This window comes from Methylobacterium sp. FF17, assembly GCF_025813715.1.
Classification (GTDB): domain Bacteria; phylum Pseudomonadota; class Alphaproteobacteria; order Rhizobiales; family Beijerinckiaceae; genus Methylobacterium; species Methylobacterium flocculans.
In genome coordinates this window covers 4,496,104-4,519,445 of record NZ_CP107532.1, presented here as the reverse complement: position 1 = coordinate 4,519,445, position 23,342 = coordinate 4,496,104, and the positions used below count along the sequence as shown (strand labels likewise).

Genomic DNA, 23,342 nt, shown 5'->3' with positions numbered 1-23,342 from the left:
GCTGATCCGCTTGCCGCGCGCCCATCGATTTCGGGGCGCGCGGTTTCAAGGGGTATTAGAACCGTTCGGCAATTCGCGCAGTGATGACATTTGAACCTGCGCGGAGTGCCATTCGATTTTGCGCGCTACACGGCGGCGACGCACTTTGCGAACACCGGCCCCGAGACGGCCTGCCTGCAGGGGCGCCTCGTCATCGACAACCTGGAGGATGGCCACCTCACCCGGTGCTTCGCCATCGAGTACGCGGCCCTGTTCGACGTGCTGATCCCGGCGCTGGCCTCCTGGCGCCTGCCGATCCCGCTCGGGGGCACCACGACGCATTTCCGCACGGCCGTGCTGCGCGCCCTCCACGGATGGGATGCCTGGAACGTGACCGAGGATGCCGATCTCGGCATCCGCCTGGCGCGGGCGGGCTACCATGTGGGCGACCTGCCCAGCGACACCCTGGAGGAGGCGCCGCGGCGCTTCCGGCCCTGGCTGCACCAGCGCACCCGCTGGATGAAGGGGTTCCTGCAGACGAGCCTGACCCATGGTCGGGCGCCGCGCGCGACGGCCGGTCAGCTCGGGGCCCTCGGCACGCTCTGCGCCGTGGCCCTCGTGCCCGGCACGGTGATCTCCGCCCTCCTCTACCCGTTCCTGATGGGGCGGGCGGCCTTCGACTTTACCCTGTTCGTCGCGAGCGGGTTCCCGGCGCACGGTGACTTCTGGGCGAGCCTGCCCACCGGCTCGGCGATCACCCTGTTCGTCTCGGGGCTTCTGGCGATGCTGCTGCCGGCGGCCCTGGGCTGCGTGCGGCGGGGCTGGTTCGATTGCCTGATCTACGTTCCGCTGATGCCCCTCTATTTCCTGCTGGTGAGCCTGGCCGCCTGGTGCGGCCTCATCGAGCTGATCCGTGCGCCCAATCGCTGGAACAAGACCGAGCATGGCCTGTCGCGCACCTCGCGCAGCGGCCGCATGCGGGTGAGCTAACGCAGGTCGAGGGCGTCGAGCGTGTCGGCGACCCGCTGGCGGGCCTCGCCGGCGAGCGGCAGGATCGGGCGCGGGGGCGCCGCGCGGCAGAGGCCGAGGAGGTCGGCGCAGGCATAGATCACCCGCAGGCTGGAATAGGTCCGGAACAGGTCCCAGAGCGGTTCCAGCCGGGCGTTCAGCCGCTGCGCCTCGGCGGCGTCCCCGGCCTCGACCGCGCGGGTCATCGCCAGGGCGGGTCCCGGGAACAGGCCCGCCACGACGCTGTACCAGGTCTCGCCGCCCGCCAGCAGCGCCGCGACCGCGTTCCAGTCACCGCTGTAGCCGAGGGCGAACCCGGCCGGCACGGCGGCGCGCAGGGCTTCGTGCTGACCCGCCACCGCCTCGGGCTCGGCGGCCGGGCTCTTCATGGCGACGATGCCCGGAACCCGGGCGAGGCGCCCGACGAGGGCCGGGGTGAACCGGAAATGCGTGGTGCCCGGATTGTCGTAGAGGTGGAGCGGCAGGCCGGATTCCCGCGCCACCGCCTCGCAATGCGCGAAGACCTCGTCCTCGGTGAGCGGCGTGTAGGACATCGCGGCGAGGAGCCCGGCCGCGGCGCCCGCCCCCTTCGCGTCCTGAGCCAGCCGCACCGCCTCATCGGTGCGCAGCGCCCCGACCCCGACCAGCAGCGGCACGCGGTCCCCCACCGCCGCGACGGCCGCCTCCACGGCCCGGCGGCGCTGGTCGCGCGCCAGGAACGGGTAGGTGCCGGTGCTGCCGAGGAGGCCGATCGACCCGACGCCGGCCTCGACCAGGGGGTTCAGGAGGGCGCGCAGGGCGCCGGTATCCACCACGCCATCGGCGTCGGCGGGGGTGATCGGGAAGGCCGACAGGACGGTCATGGTCGCTCCGGAGCAGACGGATTCGGGGGGCTGTCTCGAGACTCAGAGCATCTTGGCGAGTTCGGCCGCCGCCTCCCCGGACGGGCGGGCGAGGTTCAGGGCGTTGAGGAAGCGGTTCTGGCCGCTCATCACGTAGACCAGCGCCGTGTGCTCCATCGTGTAGTCGCCCTCCTTCGTGGGCACCTTGCGGACATAGGCCCGGTAGGCCTTCACCGCCGCGTTCACCTCGTCCGGCGATCCGGTCAGGCCGACGATGCGCGGGTCGAAGCTCGCCAGGTAGGTCTTCAGGGCCTCCGGCGTGTCGCGCTCGGGGTCGACGGCGATGAACAGCGCGCGGACGTCCTTGCCCTTGGGGCCGAGCGCCTGGAGCACGTCGCCGATCTGCTGGAGCGTCGTCGGGCAGACGTCGGGGCAATGGGTGAAGCCGAAGAACACGAGGTGCGTGCGCCCCGCATAGTCCCGCTCGGTGACGCGCTGCCCGTCCTGGTTCGTCAGGGCGAAGGGCCCGCCGACGCTGCTCGTGCCCGCCTCCTGGGTCTTCGGCACCAGCACCACGAAGGCGGCGATGCAGAGCCCCACGAGGCCGATCACGAAGGCGACGATGGGCAGGAGCGTGCGACGCATGGAGAGGGCCTTGCGGTCGAGGGATGTGCCGGCTTCAGACCACAGGCGCCGCCCCCGGGCAATCCACCAAACCGTCGCCGTTCTTCAGCCGCGCGGCGGCTCGTCCGTGCCGGGCTCCGCCCCGCGGCGGCTCTCGGCCAGGGCGGCGCTCTCGCGCCGGAGCGGCCGACCGATCGGACAGGCTTCCTGCACGAAGCCGTTGAGGGTGTTGAGGAGGCTGTCCTCCACCTGCCGGTAGAACACGTACTGCCCGCGCTTCTCGCCCACGATCAGCCCGGCCGATTCGAGCACCGAGAGGTGCTGCGAGATCGAGGGCTTCGACATCGCGAAGCGCCCGGCGATCTCCCCCGCGCTGAGCTCGGCATGGGCGAGATAGGCCAGGATCTGCCGCCGGACGGAGGAGGACAGGGCTTCGAAGACGCGCTGCATGACAGGCATTTAGGCGATGAGCTAACCATTGACAAGCGTCCCACGCAGGTCGATTAGTTTATTGCCTAATTAACGAAGCAGGCTTCGTCATGACCGCCGCCCTTCCCTGCACCTCGACCGACCGGATGATCGCCGATGCGGAGACCTCCGCCATGGACGGACATCTGGAATGGGCCCCCGCCAAGTCGCTCTGGATCACCGGGATGGTCGGTGCGGCCCTGCTCCTCGGGCCCATCTTCGTCACCCCCAGCGCCGTCGCGCTGTTCGCGGCCACGACGATCGCCACCCTGTGCGCCGGACATTCGGTCGGGATGCACCGGCTGCTGGTCCATCGCAGCTTCTCGGCCAAGCCTTGGGTCGAGTACCTCCTGATCTACCTCGGAACCCTCGTCGGCATGGCCGGGCCGGTGGGAATGATCCGCCTCCACGACATGCGGGACTGGGCGCAGCGGCAGGCGGCCTGCCACGACTTGCATGCCAACCGGCTGCCGATGCTGCGCGACGCCCTCCTCCAGATGCACGCGCGCCTGGTCCTGAAGCACCCGCCCCGCTTCCGACTGGAGCCACGAGTCGCGGAGGACCGGGTGCTCCGGTGGCTGGAGGCGACGTGGATGTTGCAGCCACTGCCCTGGGCCGTGCTGTTCTACGCGATCGGCGGATGGCCGTGGGTGATCTGGGGCATTCCCGTCCGCATCGCGGTGTCGCTGACCGGGCACTGGCTCGTCGTGCATCTCACGCACCGCAACGGCCCGCAGGGCTGGGTCGTCGACAGCGAGTCGGTCCAGGGGCACGACCTGCCGGCCGCGGCCTGGCTCACCTTCGGGGAGGCCTGGCATTCGACCCACCATGCCTGGCCGGACTCGGCGCGCCTCGGAACCGAGCCGGGCCAGGCCGATGCGGGCTGGCGGCTCCTGCGGGGGCTGGAGCGCCTGGGCCTCGTCTGGGACCTCAGGCAACCGGCCGACCTGAAGCCGCGCGCGGGGCTTCGACGGCTCGCACCGGCGGAGAACAGGATCGTGCAGGCGCCCTGCCCTCAGATCGCCAGCTTGCCGGGCTCGATCGCCGCGATGGCGGCCTCGGCGCTCATGCGGCGCAGGGCCTCGCCCACCATGAGCAGGGCTGGCCCCTCGTGGCCCGCGGCCTCGACGCGGTCGGCGAGGTCGGCGGCGCTCGCTTCCACCACCTGCTGGTTGGGCCTTGTCGCGTTGAACACGAGGAGCGCCGGGGTCGTCGGCGCGAGGCCTTCCGCCAGTGCCCGCTCCAGGAGGACCCGGAGCGTCTTCTTGGGCATGTAGACCACGGTGGTGACGCTCGGATCGGCCAGCGCCCCCCAGTTCAGGTCCTCGGGCAAAGCTCCGCGTCGATCGTGGCCGGTGACGAATTGCAGGCGCCGCGCCGCATCGCGGTTGGTCAGGGAGACGCCGAGCGAGGCGGCAGCACCCTGCGCCGCCGAGATGCCCGGCACCACGCTGACGGGGATGCCGGCCGCGCGGCAGGCGTCGATCTCCTCGCCGGCCCGGCCGAACACCAGCGGGTCGCCGGACTTCAGGCGCACCACCTGCTTGCCGGACCTGGCGAGCTGCACCATCAGCGCATTGATGTCGTCCTGGCGGCAGGACGGGCCGTGCCCGGTTTTGCCCACCAGCATGGTGCGGGCCTCGCGACGGGCGTAGTCGAGGATCTCGGGCGCCACGAGGTCGTCGTAGAGGATCACGTCGGCGTTGCGGAGGGCCCGCAGGGCCTTGAGGGTGAGGAGTTCGGCATCGCCCGGCCCGGCGCCGACCAGGGTGACCGCCCCGCCCTTCGGCGCGGCCTCGGTCTCGCCGAGCAGTTCGGCCAGATCCCGCGCGGTGGGCGCCCGGTCGGGTTCGGCGAAGGCGCGATCCGTGAACCGTTCCCAGAAGGCGCGGCGGTCCGAGAAGCCATGGAAGCGGCCCGTGACCTCTTCCCGCCAGTCGCGGGCGGCGCCGATCCAGGCCTTGAAGCCGCGCGGCAGCATGCCCTCGATGCGCGCCCGCACGGTCTGCCCGAAGACCGGGGCGGCGCCCTCCGTCGAGATGCCCACCACCATCGGCGAGCGGTTGACGATGGCGCCGAACTTCACGTCGCAGAGATGCGGCCGGTCGACCGCGTTGACGATGGCGCCGGTCATCCGCGCGGCAGAGACGAACGCGATGCAGTCGTCCTCGTCCTCCATGGCGCCGATGCAGAAGGCGGCCCCCGTCAGGTCGTCGGCGTGCCACTGGCGCTCGTGCAGGGTGACCGAGCCGGCGACGATCTCGCCCGGCACGGCGCGGAGTTCCTCGCTGGGCTCCGGCGCGTAGACGTCCACGTGCGCCCCGGCGGCGGCGAGGAGCTTCACCTTCCAGGGGGCGCCCCCGTTGGAGCCGGCGAGCACCGCCCGCTTGCCCTGCAGGGGCACGAAGACGGGCAGGACGGCCAGGGGTTCAAGGCCGGCCGGGCCGGCGCCGCGCGTCGATTCGGTGCCGGCGGGCCGGGTTTCGCGGGGGGTGCGGGGCGTGCTCATGAGGCTCGGAAATGGGTGTCGATTCGGCCGAAAGTGAGCCTATGCGGCGTTGCGCGCAAGCACCTCGGGCAGCAGCTTGCGGATCTCGGGGATGCACGAGCCGCAATTCGTGCCGGCCTTGCAGGCGGCGCCCACCGCTTCGACGGTGCCGGCTCCGCCCGCGATGACGCCCGTGATGACGTCGAGACCCACCCCGTGGCAGGCGCAGATCGTGGGCCCGGCCGAGGCGGTCTCGGCGCGGCCCGACAGGAGGGCGCGCCGCGCCGCGGGCTCCGGCTCCGGCTCCGCGAACAGGGCCTTGGCCTCGTCCCAGCCCGGGCGGGCCTCGGCGGGGCCGAGGGCGAGGCAGGCGACGAGGCGCCCGGCCTCGTAGACGGCGCAGCGGTAGCGGCCCCGGGCGTGGTCGGCGTATTCGGCGAGGTCGTGGCCCTGGAACAGGCCGCGCATCATCAGCGCCACGGCGCGGGAACTCTCCTGGGTGGCGAATTGCAGCCCCGAGCCGCCCGCGATCGTGGCGCGGGCCCACCACCAGCCCTCCGGCAAGGCGTGGTCGGTGCGCGTCAGCAGGAAGCCGCGATTGCGGTAGGGCACCGGCGCGATGCCGGCCGGCGTCGCCTTGAGTTCGGGCTGGCCCGAGACCGGGTCGGGAATCCCCCGCACCAGGGCGCCGACGCGGGCATCGGAGGCGGTGGCCGCGCTCCAGTGGAAGGCGGCGAACAGGTTGCCCGGCCGCACCGCCTCCGTGACCATGGTCTCCAGGGTCGCGCTGCCGTGGGGAGTCGCGACCCGGGCGAGGTCGCCCTCCTTCAGGCCGAGGGGGCCTGCGTCGTCCGGGTGGATCTCCACGAAGGGCACGGCCCGGTGCGCCGAGAGGCGCTGGCTCTTTCCGGTCCGCGTCATCGTGTGCCAGTGGTCGCGCACCCGGCCGGTGTTGAGGACGAGGGGATAGGTCTCGCTCACCGCCTGGGCCAGGGCCGGGGGCTGCACGGCCACGAAGCGGGCGCGCTTGTCGAAGGTGTAGAACTGCCCGTCGGCGAAGAGGCGCGCGCGGGGCTTGCCGCGCTTCGGCAGCGGCCATTGCAGGGGCCCTGTGGCCGCGTAGGCCGCATCGGCCATGTCGCCGACGCCGCCGAGGTCGAAGTCGCGGCTGCCGTTGTTCTCGAAGGCCGAGAGGCTGGCATGCTCGCGGAAGATCGCGGCGGTGCCCGAATAGGCGAAGGCCGCGCCGTGTCCGAGGCGCTTGGCCACGTCGCAGATGATCTGCCAGTCGGCGCGGGCCTCGCCGGGTGCTTTCAGGAAGCCGCGCTGGCGCGAGATCCGGCGCTCGGAATTCGTCACCGTGCCGTCCTTTTCACCCCAGGCCAGGGCGGGCAGCAGCACGGTCTTCTTTCCCGTCGCGCGGGCGCTGTCGCTGTCGGCCACCGCCTCCGAGACCACGTAGAGCTCGAGGGATCTCAGGCTCTCGCGAATCCGGTCGGCGCGGGGCATCGACACGATGGGGTTGGTGCCCATCACCCACAGGGCCTTGATCTTGCCGCGCTCGATCGCCTCGAACAGGGCGACCGCCTTCATGCCCTCGCCGGTGATGATGTTGGGCGCCGACCAGAAGCGGCGCACCCGGTCCACCTCCTCGGGCGCGAAGTGCATGTGGGCGGCCAGCATGTTGGCGAGCCCCCCGACCTCGCGCCCGCCCATGGCGTTGGGCTGGCCGGTCAGCGAGAACGGCCCCGCGCCGGGCTGGCCGATGCGGCCGGTGGCGAGGTGGCAGTTGATGATGGCGTTGCCCTTGTCGGTGCCCTGCGCCGACTGGTTCACCCCCTGCGAGAAGGCGGTGACGACCCGCTTCGTCCTCGCGAACAGTTCGAAGAAGCGCGCCACGTCGGCCTCCGCCAGCCCCGTGGCCGCGGCCGTGGCGGCCGTCGTCGGCGCGATGCTGCGGGCCCGCTCCAGGGCGCCCTCCAGACCCGTGGTGTGGTCGCGGACGAAACGATCGTCGAGGGCACCGGTGCTGGCCAGATGGACGAGCAGGCCGGAGAACAGGGCCGTGTCGGTGCCGGGCTCCAGGCCGAGGAAGAGGTCGGCCTCCTCCCCCGTCTGGGTGCGGCGCGGATCGATCACCACCAGCTGGGTGCCGCGCTTGGCGCGGGCATCCACCATGCGGCGGAACAGGATCGGGTGGCACCAGGCGGTGTTCGAGCCCACCAGCACGATGACGTCCGCCTCGTCGAGGTCCTCGTAGCAGCCCGGCACGGTGTCCGCGCCGAAGGCACGCCGGTGGGCTGCGACCGCGCTCGACATGCACAGGCGCGAGTTGGTGTCGACGTGCGGCGTGCCAAGGAAGCCCTTCGCGAGCTTGTTGGCGACGTAGTAATCCTCCGTGAGCAACTGGCCCGAGAGGTAGAACGCGACCGAATCCGGCCCGTGCTCCTCGGCGATCCGGCGCAGGGATCCCGCCACGGTGCCCAGCGCCGATTCCCAGCTGACGCGGGCGCCGTCCACCTGCGGATGGAGCAGGCGGTTGTCGAGGGAGAGCGTCTCTCCGAGGGCCGAGCCCTTCGAGCAGAGCCGGCCGAAATTGGCCGGGTGCGCGGTGTCGCCCGCGATGGCCGCGCCCCCCTGCCCGTCCGGCGTGGCGAGCACGCCGCAGCCGACGCCGCAATACGGGCAGGTGGTCTTGACGGGGGCGGCCGGTGCCTGGACGTGCGCGTTCATGGCGGGATCCTCGGCGGGTTCGCGTGTTCGAGAGGCAGCAAGAGTCGGGCCTGGAGCGCCGACGCGGCCCGCCTCCCCCTTCAGGGAGGCGTTGGAGGTGGGGGTGCGGGCACCCGACCCCACCGATCGAGGCCAGCGGAGCCACCCCCCACTCCTGACCTCTCCCCGCGAGGGGGCGAGGGACAGGCTCTGCGGGCAAGCTCGGATGTTCGAATCCGATACCCGCAGTCGGGAGACGGCTAGTACACGTCGGCCTGGTACCGCCCGGTCTTCTTCAGGTGGGCGAGGTACGCCACGGCCTCGTCGGGGTTCTTCCCCCCGAACTGGCCGGCGACATCGATGATCGCCCGCTCCACGTCCTTGGCCATGCGCTTGGCGTCGCCGCAGACGTAGAAGTGGGCGCCGCTCTCCAGCCACTTCCAGAGTTCGGCGCCGTTCTCGCGCATGCGGTCCTGCACGTAGGTCTTCTCCGTGCCGTCGCGGGACCAGGCGAGCGACAGGCGGGTGAGCACCTTGCGGTCCTTCAGCCCGTTGAGCTCGTCCTTGTAGAAGAAGTCGCTCGCCTGCTTCTGATGGCCGTAGAACAGCCAGTTGCGGCCCGGCGCCTGCGTGGCGTCGCGCTCGCGCAGGAAGGCGCGGAACGGCGCGATGCCGGTGCCGGGGCCGACCATGATGACGTCCCGCGACAGGTCCTCCGGCAGGGCGAAGCCGTGCGCCTTCTGCAGGTAGACCTTGACCTTCATCCCCTCGGGGATGCGCTCGCCGAGATGGGTCGAGGCCACGCCGAGGCGCAGGCGCGAGCGGTGGCTGTAGCGGACCGCATCCACCGTGAGCGAGACCCGGCCCGGATCGGCCTTGGGGCTCGACGAGATCGAGTAGAGCCGGGGCTGAAGCTCGTCGAGGGCCTCGAGGAAGACCTCCGCGTCGGGCCGCGCGCCGGGGAACTTGTGGAGCGCGCCGAGCACGTCGAGATGGGCGGCGTCGCCGTCCGGATCCTCACCGGCGGCGAGCGCCTGCGCCTTCTTGCGGGCCTCGCCCGAGGTCAGGAGCGAGAGCAGCTGGTAGAGCCCGTCCGGCGCGCCGCCGAGGGCATAATCGGTCAGCAGGCAGTCCCGCAGGGTCTTGCGGCCGATCTTGCGCTCGGGCCGCGCGCCGAGTTCGGCGATGACCGCATCGACCAGGGCCGGGGCGTTGGCGGGGAACAGCCCGAGGGAATCGCCGACCACGTAGTCGATGGGCGTGCCGGTGAGGTCGATCTCGACGTGCCAGGTCTCCTTCTCGCCGCCCGGCGCGTTGAGGCGCGTGCGCGAAACGAAGGTCGCCTCCACGGGATTCTCGCGGCAGAAGCCGAGGGGGCCGAGTTCCGGCGCGGCCTTGGGCGCGCTGTCGTCCGCCTTCTTCGGCGCGGCGCCGCCGGTGCCGCCGAACTCCTCCTCCAGCTTCTTCAGCATCCGGAGCGTGTCCTTGCCGCCGGGCTGGCACAGGTTCAGGCGCTCCTCGTTCTTGAGGAAGATCGCGTTGGCGTAGTCGGCGCAGTTGTAGCCGCACTGGCCGCAATCCTGCTGGGCCATGGCGGCCATCAGCTTCTGCGCCTCGGGTCGCTCCTTCGCCATCTCCATCCGCTCGGGCAGCGGCATCGACGGGTCGTGCCAGGGCGCGTCGTCGTTGTCGGCGAGCTTGGGGCCGCCGGCCGGGGCGTCGCCGGGTGCCAGGGCGGTGGCGCCGTCCACGGCGGGGCCGAGGAGGGCCGCGAAGTAGCCCGAGAGCCAGGCGCGCTGGTCCGGGTCGAAGGGGGCGGTCTCGGGGATGAGGACCAGGGGGGGCGTGACGTGCTCGCTCATGCGGCGGCCTTCAGGACGGGTTGCTCTTCGGCGATGTTGCGCAGGGATTCGGCGCCGGTGCGCGTGGTGAAGGCCTGGAAGCTTTCCTCCGGGCCGGTGCGCCGGGCGAGGTAGCTGCGCAGCAGCGCCTCGATGCGGGCCGGGCAATCCTCGGCTTTGACGGCCTTCCAGATCTCGGTGCCGATCTTCGGCGCTTCGCCGAACCCGCCGCCGACCACGATGTCGTAGCCCTCGACGGTGTCGCCCTCCTCCGAGACCACCACCTTGGCGCCGATGAGCCCGATGTCGCCGATGTAGTGCTGGGCGCACGAGTGATGGCAGCCGGTGAGATGGACGTTCACCGGAACGTCGAGCTCCTTCAGGTTCGCCTCGATGGTGTCGGCGATGACGAGGGCGTGGCCCTTGGTGTCGGAGGCGGCGAACTTGCAGCCCCGGCTTCCCGTGCAGGCGACGAGGCCGGCGCGGATGCTGGAGGCCTCGGTGGTGAGCCCGAGCGCGGCGACCCGCGCCTGCACCTCCCCGATCTTCGCATCCGGGACACCGGAGAACAGGAAATTCTGCCAGACCGTCATGCGGATGGCGCCGTCGCCGCACTCGGCGGCGATCTTGGCCAGCGCCCGCATCTGGTCGGTGGTCATCTTGCCGACGGGGAGGACCACGCCGACCCAGTTCAGGCCCGCCTGCACCTGTCTGTGGACACCCACATGGGCGAAGCGGTCCATGCCCCCGCGCGGGGCGACATGGGCCGGGTCGACCCGGTCGAGCTTGGTGCCGAGCTCGTCCTCGACGGCGGCGAGGTACTTGTCGAAGCCCCAGGCGTCGAGGACGTACTTCATCCGGCTCTTGTTCCGGTTCGTGCGGTCGCCGTTCCGGATGAAGACCCGCAGGATCGCATCCGCCACCTTGTTGCAATCCTCGGGCTTGAGGATCACGCCGGTGTCGCGGGCGAGATCCCGGTGGCCCGAGATCCCGCCGAGCACGAGGCGCATCCAGACGCCCGGGGCGACGCTCGCCCCCTCCAGCACCCGCACGGCCTGGAAGCCGATGTCGTTGGTCTCCTCCAGCACCGGCATCACGCCGCCGCCGTCGAAGGCGACGTTGAACTTGCGCGGCAGGCCGAACAGCGAGCGGTCGTTGAGGATGTGGTTGTGCCAGGACTTCGCCAGCGGGCGGGTGTCGAGCAGCTCCTGCGCGTCGATGCCGGCCACCGGCGAACCGGTGACGTTGCGGATGTTGTCCGCGCCCGCGCCCCGCGCGGTCAGGCCGAGGTCGATCAGCCCGTCGAGGAAGGGCTGGCCGTGCTCGGGGGCGATCTCGCGGACCTGGAGGTTGGCGCGGGTGGTGACGTGACTGTACCCGCCGCCATGGGCGTCGGCCAGATCCGCGATGCCGGCGAACTGCCAGTGGTGCAGGATGCCGTTGGGGATGCGCAGGCGGCACATGTAGGAGTTCTGGGCCGGGGCCACCCAGAACAGGCCGTGGTAGCGCCAGCGGAAATTGTCCTCCGGCTTCGGGCCCTTCCCGGTGGCGGCCTCCGTGATGAGGCGGTTGTGGCCGTCGAACGGGTTCTCCGCGCGCTTCCACTTCTCCTGCTCGCAGAGCTTGCCGCCGGCCTTGATCGTGGCGTCCTGCGCCTTGATGTGGATCGCGTCGGGGCCGGTCGGCTCGGCCGGCGGGGCGGAGGCAGCTTGCCCGAGGGCGAGGCCGCCGGTCATCCGCGCGGCGGCGACACCGGAGGCGAAGCCTTCGAGATAGCGCTTCTGCTCGGCGTTGAATGCGTCGGCCATGGCTCGGCTCCTCACGCTGCGAGGGGTTGGGAGGCGGGCGCGGAACGCCCGAACATGAGGTCGTCGCGGTGCTCGCCGATCGCGGTGCCGGTGCGGATGAGCTCCTTGCACCAGCCCTGCTCGGCGATGTCCCCGACGAAGACCGCGCCCAGCAGCCGGTCCTCGGCGACGATGAGCTTGCGGTAGAGGCCGAGGCCGGGATCCGACATCAGCACGGTCTCGGCGCCCTCCGGCGCCTCGATCTCCCCGGCCGAGAAGACCGGCAGCCCCGAGACCTTGAGGCTGGTGGAGAGCGCGGTGCCGAGATAGGCCGCGTCCTCGCCCATGAGGTGACGGCTCAGGGTCTCGGCCTGCTCGTAGGCGGGCTCCACCAGGCCGTAGACGAGGCCGCGATGCTCGGCGCATTCGCCGAGCGCGAAGATGCGGGGATCGGAGGATTGCATCCGGTCGTCGACCTTGATGCCGCGGCCGGTCTCGATCCCGGCCTTCTGGGCGAGCGCCACGTTGGGGCGCACGCCCACCGACATCACCACGAGGTCGGCCGGCAGCACGGTGCCGTCCGAGAGGACCAGACGCTCGACGCGGCCCTCGCCCTCGACCGCCGCGGTGTCGGCCTTGAGCCGCACCTTGACGCCGCGGGATTCCATGGCGCGCTTCACCAGGCCGGCGGCGGCGTGATCGAGCTGGCGCTCCATCAGCCGGTCCATGACGTGGAGGAGCGTGGTGTCGACGCCCAGCCGCGCGAGGCCGACGGCGGCCTCCAGCCCGAGCAGCCCGCCGCCGATCACGATGGCGCGCGCATGCTCCACCGCCGCCTTGCGGATGGCCGTGACGTCCGCGAGGTCGCGAAACGTGAGGACGCCGGGCAGGTCCATGCCGGGCTTCGGCAGGCGGATCGGCAGGGAGCCGACCGCCAGCACGAGCTTGTCGAAGGGCAGCACGTGGGTCTCGCCGACCATCACGAGGGCGTTCTCGCGGTCGATCTCGGTCACCGGCGCGCCGGTGATGAGGCGGATGCCGTGGCCCTCGTACCAGTCGAGGCCCCGGAAGGCGCAGCCGGCCTCGTCGACCTCGCCGCCGAGCAGGGACGAGAGCAGCACGCGGTTATAGGCCGCCTGCGGCTCCGCTCCGACGACGGTGACGTCGTAGAGGCCCGGCGCCCGCTCGGTGAGGCGTTCGAGGAAGCGCAGCGACGCCATGCCGTTGCCGATGACCACCAGACGTTCCCGCATCGTCGAGGCCCCGTCCGTCAGGCGGCGATGGCGGGCTTGGCGTGCCGCGCGTAGAGGAACTCGAGCACCGCCGCCCGGGCATGGGTGTAGGTCGCGTCCTCCACGAGATCGAGGCGGCGGCGGGGGCGCTCCAGGTCGACGGTGAGGATCTCGCCGACCGTGGCCGAGGGGCCGTTGGTCATCATCACGATGCGATCCGAGAGCAGCACCGCCTCGTCGACGTCGTGGGTGATCATGATCACGGCGTTCTTGAGCCGCGCATGGATGTCCATCAGCGAGTCCTGAAGGTGCGCGCGGGTGAGGGCGTCCAGCGCCCCGAAGGGCTCGTCGAGGAGCAGGACCTTCGGCTCCATGGCCAGCGCCCGGGCGATGCCGACGCGCTGCTTCATGCCGCCCGAGATCTCGCTCGGGCGCCGGTCGGCGGCGTGGGTCATGTTCACGAGGGACAGGTTGTGGTCGATCCAGGCGTTGCGCTCGGCCTTCGACTTCTTCCCCTTGAAGACCTTGTCGACGGCCAGGGCCACGTTCTCGCGGACCGTCAGCCAGGGCAGGAGCGAGTGGTTCTGGAACACCACGGCGCGGTCGGGGCCGGGGCTGTTCACCTCCTTGTCCTCGAGGAGCACGCCGCCGGTCGAGGCCTTGAGCAGGCCAGCGACGATGTTGAGCACCGTCGACTTGCCGCAGCCGGAATGCCCGATCAGCGAGACGAACTCGCCCTTGTCGATCTTCACGCTCACGTCCCGCAGCACCTCGTTGGTGCGGCCCGAGCGGGTGAAGGAGATGCCGACGTTCTCGATGCTGAGATAGCTCATGGGATTTTCCTCAGGCCGTCGCGGTGCCGCGGGTGACGAGGGTGCCGACGAAGGCGACGAGGCGGTCGAGGACGAAGCCGATGATGCCGACATAGACGAGGGCGACGATGATCTCGGAGATGTGGGAGGAGTTCCACGCGTCCCAGATGAAGAAGCCGATGCCGACGCCGCCGATGAGCATCTCGGCCGCCACGATGGCGAGCCAGGACAGTCCCACCCCGATGCGCAGGCCCGTGAAGATGTACGGGGCCGCCGAGGGCAGCATGATCTTGGCGAAGAATTCCAGCGGGTTGAGGCGCAGCACCGCCGAGACGTTGCGGTAATCCTGCGGGATGTTCCGGATGCCGACCGCCGTGTTGATGATGATCGGCCAGATCGAGGTGATGAAGATCACGAAGATCGCGCTCGGCTGGCCGTCCCGGAAGGCGGCGAGCGACAGCGGCAGCCAGGCCAGCGGCGGGATCGTGCGCAGCACCTGGAAGATCGGGTCGAGGCCGCGCATGGCCCATTCCGACTGCCCGATCAGGGTGCCGGTGAGGATGCCGACCACGGTGGCCAGCGCGAAGCCGAGCGCCACCCGCTGGATGCTGGCGGAGATGTGCCAGAACAATCCCTTGTCGGTGCCGCCGTTGTCGTAGAACGGGTGGGCGATGATGTCCCAGGCCTCCGTCACCACGCGCGAGGGCGGCGGCAGACCGGCGCCCGGGCGCGAGCACAGCAGCTCCCAGATCACCAGGAAGGCGATCATCACCACCACCGGCGGGATCAGGTTTTTCGCGATGGTGTTCAGGGTCGCCAGCGTGACCAGGGGAGCCCGTTTGGGCTTCGTCGGCGCGGCGACGGTGGCGGCGGCGATGGTGGAGGTGTTGGCCATCACGCGATCCTCTTGATGCCGAGGCTGGACAGGTAGGCGGCGGGATCGGCGGGATCGAAGACCTTGCCGTCGAAGAAGGTCTCCTTGCCGCGCGAGGTGGAGGTCGGGATCGCGGTGACGCCCAACGCCTTGGCCGCCTCGCGCCAGAGATCCTCGCGGTTCACCTTGGCGATGAGCGCCTTGGTGTCGGTCTGGGCGTCGAACTTGCCCCAGCGGATGTCCTCGGTGAGGAACCAGAGGTCGTGGGACTGGTAGGGATACGAGGCGTTGTCGTCCCAGAACTTCATGATGTGCGGGCTCTTCTCGACCACGCGGCCGTCGCCGTAGTCGATGGTGCCCTTGATGCGGCCCGCGACGTCCGCCACGGGGACGTTCATCCACTGGCGCTTGGCCGCGATGGCGGCGACCTCTTCCTTGTTCTCGGGCTTGTCGCACCACGCTTGCGCTTCCAGCACCGCCATCAGCAGCGCCTTGGTGGCGTTCGGGTACTTCTCCGTGAAGGAGGCCCGCATGGCGAAGGCCTTCTCGGGATGATCCTTCCAGAGTTCGCCGGTGGTGAGCGCGGTGTAGCCGAGGCCCTGCTGCACGAGCTGCGCGTTCCACGGCTCGCCGACGCAGAAGCAGTCCATCGTGCCGACCTTCATGTTCGCCACCATCTGGGGCGGCGGCACGACGATGGTCTCGATGTCCTTGTCGGGGTCGATGCCGCCGGCCGCCATCCAGTAGCGGATCCAGAGATCGTGGGTGCCGCCCGGGAAGGTCATGGCCGCCTTCACGGACTTGCCGGCGGCCTTCTTCTTCTCGATCGCCGCCTTGAAGACCTTGGCGTCGAGGGCGACCTTCTGGTCGAGGTATTCCTTGGCCACCGAGATGCACTGGCCGTTGGTGTTGAGGCGCGCCAGGATGTGCATCGGCACGGGCACGTTGTTCTGCGTCACCCGGCCGGCCGAGATGAGGTAGGGCATCGGCGTCAGGATGTGGGCGCCGTCGATGCCGTTGCCCTCCGAGCCGAGCACGAGGTTGTCGCGGGTGGTGCCCCAGGACGCCTGCTTCAGCACCTCGACGTCGGGCATGCCGTGCTTGGCGAAGAAGCCCTTCTCCTTGGCCACGAAGAGCGGGCTCGCATCGGTGAGCGCGATGAAGCCGAGTTTCGCCCCCTTCACCTCGGGGCCGGTCCCTTGCGCGAAGGCGCCGCCCGGCAGGGCGGTGCGGGCCAGAGCCGCCAGGGAGAGCGTCGCGGCGGCGCCCTTCAGCAGATCACGGCGGTTGTTGCGAACACCGTCAGTCATCGAACCCGACACCCTCGAAAGCAATGGAGACCCGCCAAAGTAAAAGCCGCCGACCAAGCACATCCATCGAACGCGAGAGGTGCGTTCTGTGGGGGACTCGGGTCAGCGGCTCTGCCGACGGATAAGGCTCGTCATCGTTGGCGAGCCCACGATGCTTTGCACGGGGCGTGCCAAGGCCGGTCGAGTCCGGCGCCTCCACGCGGGGCGGGGTTCTCGGAATCATTCCAAGCTTTTCAGACGAATGCCTTTTGTCAGAAATGCCTCACCCGGCGGGCCGCCGGTCCGGGGCTTGCCCGTTCGGTGGGAAGGCCGTTCGCCGTGTCCCCGCGCGCCAGATCTGCCTGCCCGCGCGCCATCTTCCGCACTGCACAATCGGCAGGCAGCCTGCCGGTGTGCGCGGCAGCCGGACGGTTCCGGGGAGCCGTCACGTCACGAGCGCGGCCTCGAACAGGTCCGGCCGGTAGATCGCGCGGGCGCGCTCGGCGAGGGCCGGCGTCGGGACGATCTGGTCCGCCTCCCCCATCCGCGCCAGGAGCCAGTCGGCCTGGGCGGGCGCCGGCCGCTCGGCCTCCGCGCCGAACACCACGAAGCGGGGCGCCGACCGCTCGGTCCCTTCGGGGTCGACCACCACGGCGCCGGCGAGCGCCCGGCCGATCAGGGCCGGATCGATGCCGAGATGCCGCGGCTGCGCGAGCAGGCTCGCGAGTTCGCGCTGATTCTCCGGATCGGCGCACCAGCGCCCGGCCCGGCGCACCGCCCGCACCAGGGGGGCGCTCCCCGCCGCCGCGTAGCCCGGCAGGGCCAGCACCTTCTCCGGGCAGTCGGGGGCGAGGTCGCAGCCGAACGCGGCGATGCGGCCGTAGCCTTGCGCCACCGCGACGCTGTTCCAGGGGCTGCCCGCGCAGAAGCCGTCGATCTGGCCGGTGCGCAGGGCCTCGGCGATCCAGGGCGGCGGGATCACCACCATCCGGGTCGCCGCGTCGAGGTCGAGGCCGCCGCGCGCCGCGAACAGGCGGAGCTGGTAGGTGTGGCTGGAGAACGGGTGCACGGTGCCCAGTGTCAGCGGGCGCCCCTCCCCCGCCCGCGCCCGCGCCACTCGCGCGAAGGCGCGGGCCACGGAATCGAGGTCGGCGAAATCGCGGTGGGCACCGTCGATCTCCTGTGACTCGACCTCCTGGGTTTCGATCTCCCGGGACTCGGCCGCCATCGCGGCCCAGAGGGCCCGCGAGACCGTGACGGCGTTGCCGTTGAGACTGAGCCCCAGGGGGATCGCGAGGTCGGTTTCGGGGCCGCTGATGCCGAGCGCGCTGGCCAGCGCCAGCGGCGCCAGCATGTGGGCGCCGTCGAGATGTCCGAGCGCCAGCTTGTCCCGCAGGGTCGCCCAGGAGGGCTCGCGCACGAGGTCCGCCGCCAGCCCCTCAGCGGCGGTGAAGCCGCCCTCCACCGCCACGATGAGGGGCGCCGCATCGAGGAGGGGCACGTATCCGAGCGCGAGTCTCATCGGGACAGGTCCGTCATCCGAGGAGGTCCGCCGCGGTGACGATGGCCCGGGCGATGTCGGCGATCTTGCGCTTCTCGTTCATGGCCTTGCGCCGCATCATCCGGTAGGCCTCGTCCTCGGAGAGGCCCTTGGCGGTCATGAGGATGCCCTTGGCCCGCTCGATGAGCTTGCGGTCGGCCAGCTCCCCCCGCGCCTCGGAGAGTTCGCGCTGCAGCCGCGCGAAGGCGTTGAAGCGCAGGATCGCCACGTCGAGGATCGAGCGGATGCGTTGCGGCTGCAGCCCGTCGACCACGTAGGCCGAGATGCCCGCATCCATCGCCGCCTGCATCATGGGCACGTCGGAGCGGTCGACGAACATCGCCACCGGCCGCTCCACGTGGCGGGAGAGGCCCGACATCTGCTCCAGGATGTCCCGGCTCGGGCTCTCCAGATGGATCACGACCACGTCCGGGTTGAGGGCGGCCACCCGGGCCGGCAGGTCGGCGGTGTCGGGCAGGACGACGACGCGGGTGAACCCCGCGGCCGTCAGGCCCTCCTCCAGGATGGCGGCGCGGGCACGGCTCGGGTCGATCACGGCGACGGTGAGGGTCGGCTCGGTCATCGGGGTCCGGGGACGGATCGGGGTTGGCGGACGGTCCGGCGGGGGACAAGCCTCGGCGATGGGTGAGGGAGAGCGGGAACGCAAGGGGCATGCCCAAGGAAACGGCATGCCCTGAAAGTCGATATGCGAGGCGCTTCGTTACCGTCGAGAGAGGAAACAGCCCCGGTTCCGCCGCAAACACCGGCGCTTATGAGATCGGCCATCGAACCGATCGCCCAATTGCTCAAGCGAGGTGTCCCGGATGTCAGCGTGCACGCCCTCCGCCCCTGCTGCGCTGGACTCGGGGCTGTCGCGCGGCGTGACGCCGCCTTTGCTGCCGACCCTGGTGATGGCGGCGATCCTCGGTGCCGCTTCCTATCTCTGCCACGAGCCGACGGCCGTGGTGACCCCCGCCCCGGTCCCCGCGACGGCGGTCGCCGCCGCGCCCGCCTCGGTGGCGGAGGCGCCCTTCGTCCCGGCCTCCCTCGCCTTCCCGCTCCAGTTTCCGCAGACACCGGTTCCGATGATCGCCGTGGCCGAGGCCGAGGTGCCGCGCCCGGTGGCGGCGCACAGGGCCACCCGGCCGGCGCGCGTCGCCGCGCCGCGCCGCGAGGTTCCGCGCGTCGTCGCCAAAGCCCCCGAGGCCACCCCGATTCCGAGCCCGGCCTCGGCCCCGGACGGACCGCTGCCCTTCGCGGCCGAGGAGACCACCGTCGCGTCCTCGGATGAGGGCCTGCTGCCCGCGATCGCCCTGCCCTTCGCGCCGACGATCCGGGTCGTGACGCAGGCGAGCGCCGCCGCCGGCGCCTTCGTGGGGGCCCAGGGCGCGTCCCTGAACGCCGGTGCGACCAGCCTCGGCTCGGCCGTCTCCGGCTGGGTCGGCCACCTGCGCTGAGCCGCCGAGGACCGTTCGATCGGTCGTTTGCCGGTCGTCCTCCGTCCGCAATCGCCGCGCCGACCCTGGACCCTGCCGGGTTCGGCGATTAGGTGGACGCGGGGGATGCAGCGCGGCCCGCGACGGTCGACGTCGCGGAGACGAGGACCGGCATGGCGGGACGGATCGAGGATTACGCGCTCGTCGGCGACGGCCGCACCGCCGCGCTGATCGCCCGCGACGGCAGCGTCGACTGGCTATGCTGGCCGCGCTTCGACTCCGCTGCCTGCTTCGCCGCCCTGCTCGGCACCGAGGACCACGGCTACTGGAAGCTCGGCCCCGTCGATCCGGAGGTCCGGACCACGCGGTGCTACCGCGAGGGCAGCCTCGTCCTGGAGACCCGGCACGAGACCGCCACCGGCACCGTGCGGGTGACCGACTACATGCCCGCCAATGACGGCTCGCACCTCGTGCGCATCGTCGAGGGACTCGCGGGCGCCGTGCCCATGCGGATGCGGATGCGGGTGCGCTTCGATTACGGGCTCGCCGTGCCGTGGGTCTCCCACAACGAGCTCGGGGACCTGCGCGCCATCTCGGGGCCGCACAAGGTGGTGCTGCGCACCCTCGTGCCCACCCATGGCGAGAACCAGACCACGGTCGCGGAATTCACCGTGGAGGCGGGCCAGAGCCAGGCCTTCACCCTGAGCTACGGCCCGTCCCACGAGGACGACCCGGCCCCGATCCAGCCGCGCAAGGTGCTGTTCGAGACCGACCGCTACTGGCGCGACTGGTCAGGCCGGGCGGCCTCGGGCACGCCCTGGGACGCGATCCTGAAGCGCTCGCTCCTCACCCTGAAGGCGCTGATCTACCACCCCACCGGCGGCATCGTGGCGGCGCCCACCACCTCCCTGCCGGAGGATCTCGGCGGCGTGCGCAACTGGGACTACCGGTTCTGCTGGCTGCGCGATTCGACCTTCACCCTCATCGCGCTCATGGACGGCGGCTACATCGACGAGGCCCGCGCCTGGCGCGACTGGCTCGTGCGCGCGGTCGCTGGCAACCCGGAGCAGGCGCACATCCTCTACGGCATCGCCGGGGAGCGCATGCTGCCCGAGATCGAGCTCGACTGGCTGCCCGGCTACGAGAACTCGAAGCCCGTGCGCATCGGCAACGCGGCGGTGGAGCAGTTCCAGCTCGACGTCTACGGCGAGATCTTCGACGCGCTCTACCAGGCGCGCCAGCGCGGCCTGCAGGGCGACGCCGATGGCTGGCGGGTCGGCGAGGCGCTGCTGCGCCACCTCGAGAAGGTGTGGTGCACCCCCGACGAGGGCATCTGGGAGGTGCGCGGCGGGCGCCGGCACTTCGTGCATTCGAAGGTCATGGCCTGGGTCGCCTTCGACCGTGCCATCCGCTCCTTCGAGGAGGCGGAGGGCCAGGAGCAGGACGCGATCCGCCTCACCGGCGTGAACCACCGGCCGACCCGGACCCGCGACGTGCCGGTGGCGCGCTGGCGCGAGATCCGCGACGAAATCCACGCCGAGGTCTGCGCCAAGGGGTTCGATCCGGAGCTGAACAGCTTCGTGCAGTCCTACGGCTCGAAGCGCCTCGACGCGAGCCTGCTGCTGATCGCCCATATGGGCTTCCTGCCCCAGGACGATCCGCGCGTGGTCGGCACCGTCGACGCGATCGGCCGCACCCTGATGCGGGACGGCTTCGTGCTGCGCTACGACACCGAGAACCAGACCACGGACGGGTTGCCCGGCGACGAGGGCGCGTTCCTGCCCTGCTCGTTCTGGTATGCCGACAACCTCATCGGCCTGAACCGCTGCGAGGAGGCGCGTGCGCTGATCGAGCGGCTGATCGGCGTCTGCAACGATGTCGGTCTGGTCGCGGAGGAGTATGATGTGAAGGCCAAGCGCCTCGTGGGCAACTTCCCGCAGGCCTTCAGCCACGTCACCCTGGTCAACACGATCCTCAACTACAGCCGGGCCAAGGGCCCGGCCAGGGAGCGGAGCAGCGGCTCCGCCGACGCATTATCCCCGGGCGCGGACACCGCCGCCCCCCAACGGCGCGACGCCTGACCGCGCCCCACGCGCCGCAGGCCAACGAGCCCAGAGACGAAGGACGACGAGCAATGAGCGGAGCCGAGACCAAGCCGAAGGCGGCCTTGAGCGAGATCGACAAGCTGAGCATCGATACGCTGCGCACGCTCGCCATCGACGCGGTGCAGAAGGCCAATTCCGGCCATGCCGGCGCGCCGATGGCGCTCGCGCCGGCGGCCTACACCCTGTGGAACCGCTACCTGCGCTACGACCCGGCGCATCCGCACTGGCCCAACCGCGACCGCTTCGTGCTCTCCGCCGGCCATGCCTCGATGCTGCTCTACGGCCTGATCCACCTCGCCGGCGTGGCCGAGAAGGACGGCGGCAACGCGCCCGCCCTGACGATCGACGACCTCAAGAACTTCCGTCAGCTCGACAGCAGGACGCCGGGGCACCCGGAATATCACTTCACCACCGGCGTCGAGACCACGACGGGGCCGCTGGGCCAGGGCGTGGCCAACTCGGTCGGCATGGCGATGGGCGGCCGCTTCCTCGGCGAGCGCCTGAACCGGCCGGACCTGCCGCTGTTCGACTACAACGTCTACGCCATCTGCTCGGACGGCGACCTGATGGAGGGCGTGGCCTCGGAGGCCGCCTCCATCGCCGGGCACCTGCGCCTGTCGAACCTGTGCTGGATCTACGACAACAACACCATCACCATCGAGGGCCATACCGAGCTCGCCTTCTCGGAGGAGGTCGCGGCGCGCTTCCTCGCCTATGGCTGGCAGGTGCTGCGGGTGGCGGACGCCAACGACGTCCACGCGATCGCGTCGTCGATCGAGACCTTTCTCCAGTCCAGCGACCGCCCGACGCTCATCATCGTCAATTCGATCATCGGCTACGGCGCCCCGAAGAAGCAGAACACCCCCAAGGCCCACTCGGACGCGCTGGGCGAGGACGAGGTCAAGGGCGCCAAGCGCGCCTACGGCTGGCCCGAGGACGCGCAGTTCCTGGTCCCCGACGGCGTCTACGACAACTTTCGCAATGGCATCGGCAAGCGCGGCGCCGAGCTCTACGCCACCTGGGAGGGCTTCTTCGAAGAGGCCAAGGCGGCGGACGCGGAGCATGCGGAGGAACTCTCCGCCTACCTCGAAGGCCGCCTGCCCGAGGGCTGGGACCGCGACATCCCGGTCTTCGCGCCCGACGCCAAGGGGCTCGCCACCCGTGAATCCTCCGGCAAGGTGCTGAACGCCATCGCGCCGCACGTGCCGTTCATGCTCGGCGGGTCGGCGGATCTCGCGCCGTCGAACAAGACCAAGCTCGAATTCGAGGGCGCCGGCACCCTGTCGCCCTTCGAGCCAGGCGGCCGCAACATCCATTTCGGCGTGCGCGAGCACGCGATGGGCTCCATCGTGAACGGCCTCGGCCTCGTGGGCCTGCGCGCCTACGGCGCCACCTTCCTGGTCTTCGCCGACTACATGCGCCCGCCGATCCGCCTCGCGGCGCTGATGGAGGTGCCGGTCTTCCACGTCTTCACGCACGATTCGATCGGCGTCGGCGAGGACGGCCCGACCCACCAGCCGGTGGAGCAGCTGCTCACCCTGCGGGCGATCCCCGGCCTCGTCACCCTGCGCCCCGCGGATGCCAACGAGGTCGCGGAATCCTACCGCGTCATCATGGGCCTCAAGGACCAGCCCGCGGTGCTGGCGCTCTCCCGCCAGCCGCTGCCGACCCTCGATCGTTCGAAGTACGCCGCCGCCTCCGGCACCGCCAAGGGCGCCTACGTGCTGGCCGATTGCGAGGGCACGCCGGAGGTCATCCTCATCGGCACGGGTTCCGAGGTGCAGCTCTGCGTCTCGGCCTACGAGGCCCTGAAGGCGGAGGGCGTGAAGGCCCGGGTCGTCTCGATGCCGTCCTGGGACCTGTTCGAGCGCCAGGACGAGGCCTACCGCAACAGCGTCCTCATCCCCGAGGTGCTGGCGCGCGTCGCCGTCGAGCAGGGCTCGGTGATCGGCTGGGACCGCTACGCGGGCTCGGCCGGCAGCATCATCGGCATGCACACCTTCGGCTCCTCGGCTCCGATCAAGGACCTGCAGACGAAGTTCGGCTTCACTCCCGAGAAGGTGCTCGCGGCCGCCCGCGACCAGATCGCCCGGCACAAGAAGTAGGGAGCAAGCGTTCTGGCTTCACCCAGAGCGCGTTCCCCCTCCCCCTTGCGGGGAGGGGTCAGGGGTGGGGGGTCGGCGCCAGCCTCGATCGGTGGGATCGGTGCCCGCACCCCACCTCCAGCTCCTCCCCGCAAGCGGGAGGAGAGGCGCATGATCGATGACGTCGATCGATGACGGATGAGGCGACGCTGCCTGTGGTG

The 23,342-nt window shown here is 70.9% G+C and carries 16 protein-coding genes and 2 pseudogenes; 5 read left to right on the top strand and 13 right to left on the bottom strand.

Going from position 1 to position 23,342, the window contains the following annotated elements; all coding sequences use genetic code 11:
* Positions 1-132: 132 nt before the first annotated feature.
* A pseudogene (locus OF380_RS21650) lies at positions 133-969 on the top strand (glycosyltransferase family 2 protein); the annotation flags it as partial.
* On the opposite strand, the gene OF380_RS21645 reads toward OF380_RS21650, so the two are convergent.
* The 3 genes from OF380_RS21645 to OF380_RS21635 all read right to left on the bottom strand — a co-directional run bounded on the left by OF380_RS21645 (position 966) and on the right by OF380_RS21635 (position 2,903).
* Complete coding sequence (locus OF380_RS21645) at positions 966-1,850, bottom strand: dihydrodipicolinate synthase family protein (RefSeq protein WP_264047461.1); 885 nt, start codon at positions 1,848-1,850, stop codon at positions 966-968. The pseudogene OF380_RS21650 and the gene OF380_RS21645 sit on opposite strands and share 4 nt — an antisense overlap.
* 42 nt (positions 1,851-1,892) lie before the next feature.
* Positions 1,893-2,474: an SCO family protein gene (locus OF380_RS21640; RefSeq protein WP_264047459.1), complete on the bottom strand. Its 582-nt coding sequence runs from the start codon at positions 2,472-2,474 to the stop codon at positions 1,893-1,895.
* Positions 2,475-2,558: 84 nt separating this feature from the next.
* On the bottom strand, positions 2,559-2,903 hold the full coding sequence (locus OF380_RS21635; RefSeq protein WP_264047458.1) for a metalloregulator ArsR/SmtB family transcription factor: 345 nt from the start codon (positions 2,901-2,903) through the stop codon (positions 2,559-2,561).
* Positions 2,904-2,992: 89 nt separating this feature from the next.
* Between OF380_RS21635 and OF380_RS21630 the strand changes: the two are divergent.
* A pseudogene (locus OF380_RS21630) lies at positions 2,993-3,898 on the top strand (fatty acid desaturase); the annotation flags it as partial.
* 38 nt (positions 3,899-3,936) lie between these two features.
* Here the strand turns inward: OF380_RS21630 and cysG are convergent.
* From cysG to OF380_RS21580, 10 genes are all read right to left on the bottom strand, one after another.
* Positions 3,937-5,430, bottom strand: a complete 1,494-nt coding sequence (gene cysG / locus OF380_RS21625; RefSeq protein WP_264047456.1) for a siroheme synthase CysG — start codon at positions 5,428-5,430, stop codon at positions 3,937-3,939.
* Positions 5,431-5,469: 39 nt separating this feature from the next.
* Positions 5,470-8,142 carry a nitrate reductase gene (locus OF380_RS21620; protein ID WP_264047454.1) on the bottom strand — a complete coding sequence of 891 codons (2,673 nt, stop codon included), beginning with the start codon at positions 8,140-8,142 and terminating at the stop codon, positions 5,470-5,472.
* A 239-nt stretch (positions 8,143-8,381) separates the two neighbouring features.
* On the bottom strand, positions 8,382-9,983 hold the full coding sequence (locus tag OF380_RS21615; protein ID WP_264047452.1) for a sulfite reductase subunit alpha: 1,602 nt from the start codon (positions 9,981-9,983) through the stop codon (positions 8,382-8,384).
* Complete coding sequence (locus OF380_RS21610; protein WP_264047450.1) at positions 9,980-11,770, bottom strand: NirA family protein; 1,791 nt, start codon at positions 11,768-11,770, stop codon at positions 9,980-9,982. Before OF380_RS21610 ends, OF380_RS21615 begins: the two co-directional genes overlap by 4 nt.
* An 11-nt stretch (positions 11,771-11,781) precedes the next feature.
* Complete coding sequence (locus OF380_RS21605; protein ID WP_264047448.1) at positions 11,782-13,002, bottom strand: NAD(P)/FAD-dependent oxidoreductase; 1,221 nt, start codon at positions 13,000-13,002, stop codon at positions 11,782-11,784.
* A gap of 17 nt (positions 13,003-13,019) precedes the next feature.
* On the bottom strand, positions 13,020-13,814 hold the full coding sequence (locus OF380_RS21600) for an ABC transporter ATP-binding protein (RefSeq protein WP_264047446.1): 795 nt from the start codon (positions 13,812-13,814) through the stop codon (positions 13,020-13,022).
* Positions 13,815-13,824: 10 nt separating this feature from the next.
* Entirely contained in the window at positions 13,825-14,688 is an 864-nt protein-coding gene (gene ntrB, locus OF380_RS21595; RefSeq protein ID WP_264047444.1) for a nitrate ABC transporter permease, read from the bottom strand.
* Positions 14,688-15,977: a CmpA/NrtA family ABC transporter substrate-binding protein gene (locus OF380_RS21590; RefSeq protein WP_264047442.1), complete on the bottom strand. Its 1,290-nt coding sequence runs from the start codon at positions 15,975-15,977 to the stop codon at positions 14,688-14,690. Before OF380_RS21590 ends, ntrB begins: the two co-directional genes overlap by 1 nt.
* Positions 15,978-16,401: 424 nt before the next feature.
* A complete protein-coding gene (locus tag OF380_RS21585) occupies positions 16,402-17,478 on the bottom strand; it encodes a CmpA/NrtA family ABC transporter substrate-binding protein (RefSeq protein WP_264047440.1) in 1,077 nt (358 codons plus the stop codon).
* Between the two features lie 13 nt (positions 17,479-17,491).
* Positions 17,492-18,079: an ANTAR domain-containing response regulator gene (locus tag OF380_RS21580; RefSeq protein ID WP_264047438.1), complete on the bottom strand. Its 588-nt coding sequence runs from the start codon at positions 18,077-18,079 to the stop codon at positions 17,492-17,494.
* Between the two features lie 241 nt (positions 18,080-18,320).
* Here OF380_RS21580 and OF380_RS21575 point away from each other — a divergent pair, with 241 nt between their 5' ends.
* The 3 genes from OF380_RS21575 to tkt all read left to right on the top strand — a co-directional run bounded on the left by OF380_RS21575 (position 18,321) and on the right by tkt (position 23,142).
* The gene (locus tag OF380_RS21575; protein WP_264047436.1) at positions 18,321-18,953 is read left to right on the top strand and encodes a hypothetical protein; all 633 of its coding nucleotides are present in this window, start codon (positions 18,321-18,323) and stop codon (positions 18,951-18,953) included.
* Between the two features lie 152 nt (positions 18,954-19,105).
* Positions 19,106-21,013 carry a glycoside hydrolase family 15 protein gene (locus OF380_RS21570; protein WP_264047434.1) on the top strand — a complete coding sequence of 636 codons (1,908 nt, stop codon included), beginning with the start codon at positions 19,106-19,108 and terminating at the stop codon, positions 21,011-21,013.
* A 53-nt stretch (positions 21,014-21,066) separates the two neighbouring features.
* Positions 21,067-23,142, top strand: coding sequence for a transketolase (gene tkt / locus OF380_RS21565; RefSeq protein ID WP_264047432.1), 2,076 nt, complete (start codon positions 21,067-21,069; stop codon positions 23,140-23,142).
* Positions 23,143-23,342 lie beyond the last annotated feature (200 nt).

Coding starts and splice junctions, on each gene's coding strand:
- OF380_RS21610 (WP_264047450.1), bottom strand. CDS start 11,770: ATGGCCGACGCATTCAACGCCGAGCAGAAGCGCTATCTCGAAGGCTTC.
- OF380_RS21580 (WP_264047438.1), bottom strand. CDS start 18,079: ATGACCGAGCCGACCCTCACCGTCGCCGTGATCGACCCGAGCCGTGCC.
- OF380_RS21615 (WP_264047452.1), bottom strand. CDS start 9,983: ATGAGCGAGCACGTCACGCCCCCCCTGGTCCTCATCCCCGAGACCGCC.
- cysG (WP_264047456.1), bottom strand. CDS start 5,430: ATGAGCACGCCCCGCACCCCCCGCGAAACCCGGCCCGCCGGCACCGAA.
- OF380_RS21600 (WP_264047446.1), bottom strand. CDS start 13,814: ATGAGCTATCTCAGCATCGAGAACGTCGGCATCTCCTTCACCCGCTCG.
- ntrB (WP_264047444.1), bottom strand. CDS start 14,688: ATGGCCAACACCTCCACCATCGCCGCCGCCACCGTCGCCGCGCCGACG.
- tkt (WP_264047432.1), top strand. CDS start 21,067: ATGAGCGGAGCCGAGACCAAGCCGAAGGCGGCCTTGAGCGAGATCGAC.
- OF380_RS21570 (WP_264047434.1), top strand. CDS start 19,106: ATGGCGGGACGGATCGAGGATTACGCGCTCGTCGGCGACGGCCGCACC.
- OF380_RS21635 (WP_264047458.1), bottom strand. CDS start 2,903: ATGCAGCGCGTCTTCGAAGCCCTGTCCTCCTCCGTCCGGCGGCAGATC.
- OF380_RS21585 (WP_264047440.1), bottom strand. CDS start 17,478: ATGAGACTCGCGCTCGGATACGTGCCCCTCCTCGATGCGGCGCCCCTC.
- OF380_RS21640 (WP_264047459.1), bottom strand. CDS start 2,474: ATGCGTCGCACGCTCCTGCCCATCGTCGCCTTCGTGATCGGCCTCGTG.
- OF380_RS21590 (WP_264047442.1), bottom strand. CDS start 15,977: ATGACTGACGGTGTTCGCAACAACCGCCGTGATCTGCTGAAGGGCGCC.
- OF380_RS21575 (WP_264047436.1), top strand. CDS start 18,321: ATGTCAGCGTGCACGCCCTCCGCCCCTGCTGCGCTGGACTCGGGGCTG.
- OF380_RS21605 (WP_264047448.1), bottom strand. CDS start 13,002: ATGCGGGAACGTCTGGTGGTCATCGGCAACGGCATGGCGTCGCTGCGC.
- OF380_RS21645 (WP_264047461.1), bottom strand. CDS start 1,850: ATGACCGTCCTGTCGGCCTTCCCGATCACCCCCGCCGACGCCGATGGC.
- OF380_RS21620 (WP_264047454.1), bottom strand. CDS start 8,142: ATGAACGCGCACGTCCAGGCACCGGCCGCCCCCGTCAAGACCACCTGC.